We start from the raw sequence: 4,454 nt of genomic DNA on the forward strand, positions 1-4,454 counted from the left end.
AAGTGCGAAAAACCCACAACTTTATGCATTCATAGTTGCGATAGCATTTCTTCTTTCTCCCCTTACTGAAAGCCCCTATATATTTTGATTTTCATTTAATGATTTTTCTCCCGTTTTTTTATTTTATGTCAATTTATTTTTATCTAAAAAAAAGGATTCTATTAAATATATTATTCCTTGCCCTTATAGTCAGCCTTCATTCCTCTTTCGTATTCATTGCTGCAATGACATTGCTTATGGAAGTCCTAATTTCACGGTATTATATGAAAGAAGACCATATAAGAATAAAAAATCTCACATATTTATTCATTGCTGGTTTAATTGTAATGTTAATGTATTATACGGTGGCCGGGTATCTCAAGGGCGATATCGCCCATAGCCAGAATATTGCCCTTTTTGTAAGTGGTGCGTCTGGTGTTGCAACCAAAAGCATATTCGGCCTTCTTGTAATCCTATTGTTTCATCCTTACATGTTCATAAAATATCTTCTGTCCAATTACAAGATAAAACTTCTTTTCCTTCTCCTTGCATTTATGGCAGTTGACTTTGCATTTTACCGGTTTATCATAGGGTTGCTTCCAGCTATTCCATACCTTGTATATGCCATGACATCCTCATATATTCCCTATTATTTCATGGGTTTTCAGTATTCCATGATGTTTATTCCCATAGTGTTTATTGCAGGTGTATTTGGAATATCTAAAATGATGGAAATTAAACCTTCCTTAGAAAAGAAAAGTAAAAGGGCGTACCGTAACCTTAGAAATACTATGATTGCCATTACTACATTTGCAATTGTTGCATTTATTATTATATCCCCAATATCTCCATTATCCATAGAGCCCTCAGGAATACATAATATGATCAACGAATCCAATGGTCATACAGGAAACCGGAATAAGATCATATATACAATAGAAGAAAATATAAATGTGAATTCGTCTCTGGTTACCGGTAATAATATATTTCCTATTTTTTATAAGGACATGAACGCAACGGCATTCCCATATAATAACATATCCTCACCAAATCAGCATTTTAAGTATCTTATAGCTAATTTCAATGACAGTCAGACATATATCAAAAATAGTTACAATATTTCACTTGCCAATCTGGCTTCAGATTATATGAACAGCGGCTCCTATGGGATTCTTGCAGAGGGATACGGCATAATAGCACTTGAACTTAATTACTCTGGAAACCCGATAATATATAAGCCATTTAACGTATCATACAGTACGAAACAATTTATAGAAAGGAATGGCACATTATTCGGTCCAGTCCCAAATAACTCTATGTCCAATTTTCAGAATCTTGAAAATACCGGTGCAAATATTTACTCTGGAAATACCACATATTTCCTGCCCGGAAATTACAGTATATCCATATTGCTGAATAATAGTTATAAAATTCCATCATCTGGGATTAATATTACGCTTTTTGCGAGTAATGGAAAAATAACTGTTGAGCAGATTAATTCAACATTATACAGGGTTAACGGTAATAAGCTGACATTTAACATTAATGCAACAAAATTGTATACTGGAGTGATATATAGTTTCAGTGGAATTTATAATGTTAATGGCATAAAGGAAATGTCCATTTATCAGGAAGGATATTAATATCATATAATTAGAAAAATCCTATTAATTGCCTGCAAAAATCTTATAACATTGTTTACAATAGAAAACTTATGATAACCTATATAACGGAAAGCGATGTAAAATCTAATTTAAAAATGGGTGAATGCATAGGGGAATTGAGGAATGCATTTATATCCTATGGAAACGGCCTATCAGATGCCCATCCCAGAGACCGGATAATGAAAAATAACAGTGTACTCAATACAATGCCAGGATTTTACGCTGACAGGCATCTGGCAGGGCTCAAAACCTATTATTCCGGACCATCGGGTATACATTTTGTGGTACTAATATTTAATACGGAAAGACCCGAAGATCTCTACATACTGGAAGCAAATGCACTTGGCCAGATAAGAACCGGTGCACTCACTGCCATGGCAACATCCGAAATTATTAAGGAGAAAAACATAAATTTCACTCTCATAGGATCGGGATTTCAGGCAGAATCCCAGTTTCTTGCAATGAAGGAAATTTTCAATTTAAAACATGCATATGTCTATTCCAGAAATCAATCACATTCAAAAGCATTCGCTGACAAATTTGGAATAGAATCATCGGCTTTATTGAACGTCCTTAAGGAATCTGACGTGATTACAACCATAACAAACAGCAACAGCCCTATTTTCAACTATAGCCTCCTTTCTGACAGTTACCATATCAATCTGGCAGGTTCCAATTTTCCAATAAGAAGGGAAGCTGCTCCAGATGTATTGGACAATTCAGATATAATAATAGTAGAAAATCTGGAACAGGCAATGAAAGAGTCTGCCGAAATAATGGGTGTAAAGGATAAAAATAAAATTGTAGAGTTCAAGAATTATATCGTTAACAAGGACAAATACAAAGGAAATAAAACAATATTTAAATCAATGGGCATAGGCCTGGAAGATATTGCAGCTGGATATGTTGTATTGAAAAATATGGGTTTGCTAAAGTTTTGATATTCAACTATTTAGACATTCAACGTCAACAGACTTTAATGAAGTATATGTTAAATAGTAAAATCACATCAATAATAGATTTATATGGATGATGTGAAAGCAAGCATCCTGAGCGCCATTGGCAACACACCGATGGTACGGCTAAACAGGACAGGCTGCAGTAACATAGAGATTTATGTGAAGCTAGAGTATTATAACCCTAGTTTTAGCATTAAGGACAGAATAGCAATTGGGATGATTGAAGATGCAGAACGGAAAGGCATAATCAAGAAAGGCGATACCGTTATCGAGAAGACTTCAGGAAATACTGGAACAGGTCTAGCGATTGCCTGTGCTGTTAAGGGATATCATTTTGTAACCGTAATGTCTGCAGGGAATTCAATGGAAAAGGCACAGATGCTTAAAGCGCTGGGTGCCGAGGTGGTACTGGTTCCACAGCAACCTGGTGAAGACACGGATACGGTATCAAGGAAGGATAATGAGGCTGTGGAGAGAAAAACTGATGAACTAACTGAAAAACTCCAGGCTTACAGGCCAAACCAGTATATTAACCCTGTAAATTATCTTGTGCATGAATACACAACTGGGAGTGAAATAATAAAACAGACAGACGGAAATATAGATGCTTTTGTGGCTTACATTGGCACAGGAGGAACATTTGTGGGAATAGCCAGTGCTCTGAAGAAATTCAGGAAGGATATAAAATGCTATCCTGTGGAGCCCGAGTCTGCACAATTTCTGGCTGGAAAACCTGTCATAACCACAAGGCACAAGATTCAGGGTGGAGGACACGCTGTGAAACCACCATACTGGGATGAATCTTTAGTAGATGGATATCTTAGCGTAACCGATGATGAGGCAGTAAATGTTGCAAGGTACCTCGCTGCTAAAGAGGGGTTATTTACCGGATATTCTGGAGGAGCAAATGTGGCAGCGGCTATGAAGCTGGATGACACAATGAAGAGAGGTTCTATAGTCGTGACCATTCTTCCTGACACTGGACTGAAATATCTTTCGTCTGATCTCTATAAATTCGATGACTGAACATAAATCTAAAATTTTGGGTGTCAGAAAACCATGAACGAAGTCAAATTTCAGATATGGATATTATTCCATTGAAGCATGAAAATCCCTATCTGTCATTTTCCGGAATATTTCCTCACCTTTTCCGGGATCAAGATGATACAGCATGTGGAAGAACAGTGTTTTGTTTTCTGGATGCTGTTCTAACATATGGGCAAGGTATTCTGCAGTTTTGTCTGCTGAGTCTATAGCAAGTTTTCCGGCTGCAGAGTCATCAGAAAGATTTTTATGTATACCTTCCAGTGTACTAAGAAATTCATCTGCCACTTCCACATGAACTGGGGAAATGTTCAGGTGTACAGTCGATGGAAGCCCTAATTTTATGTTAGATGGCTGTATCTGTGGATACCACCCTTTTTCAATCATTTTCACGCCAGTCTGAAATATACTGTTAATATTGTCCTGAAATGCGAATATTGTGGCATCAGGTTTCCCCGTGATTTCATACCCTATACTTTTTATTCCCTGTGAGATCCTTTCATAGGCGGAGAGGGTTTTGGCTGCCAGCTCTGTATAACCACGGTAACCAAGGTAGTTCATAACCGCCCATGAGCCTGCAAGCGGACCTGCAGATTTAGTTGCCTGTATTCCTGCGTTGGACATAGGATACCCAGGCCACCTTGCATTTACATAGATCTGGTGTCTCCGGAGTTCCGCATTTCTGTACAGAATCACCGATGAACCCTTAGGTGTGAATCCATATTTATGAAGGTCAATAGAAATTGAAGAGACACCTGGCAATCTAAAATCATATTCTGGCAATTGTTTCCCAAGTCTGCTCAAAAAT

Annotated in this window: 2 protein-coding genes and 2 pseudogenes; 3 read left to right on the plus strand and 1 reads right to left on the minus strand. The window is 37.3% G+C overall.

Annotated elements, in window-relative coordinates:
• Nucleotides 1–59: 59 nt before the first annotated feature.
• The 3 genes and pseudogenes from AMDU4_RS09035 to AMDU4_RS09045 form a co-directional block, all read left to right on the plus strand.
• Nucleotides 60–1,622: pseudogene (locus AMDU4_RS09035) on the plus strand (DUF2079 domain-containing protein); the annotation flags it as partial.
• 71 nt (nt 1,623–1,693) lie between these two features.
• Nucleotides 1,694–2,584: a hypothetical protein gene (locus AMDU4_RS09040; protein ID WP_021787675.1), complete on the plus strand. Its 891-nt coding sequence runs from the start codon at nt 1,694–1,696 to the stop codon at nt 2,582–2,584.
• Nucleotides 2,585–2,668: 84 nt separating this feature from the next.
• Complete coding sequence (locus AMDU4_RS09045) at nt 2,669–3,628, plus strand: PLP-dependent cysteine synthase family protein (RefSeq protein WP_021787676.1); 960 nt, start codon at nt 2,669–2,671, stop codon at nt 3,626–3,628.
• Between the two features lie 63 nt (nt 3,629–3,691).
• Here the strand turns inward: AMDU4_RS09045 and AMDU4_RS09050 are convergent.
• Nucleotides 3,692–4,454, minus strand: a pseudogene (locus tag AMDU4_RS09050) (aspartate aminotransferase family protein); the annotation flags it as partial.

It is taken from the genome of Ferroplasma sp. Type II, assembly GCF_000496155.1.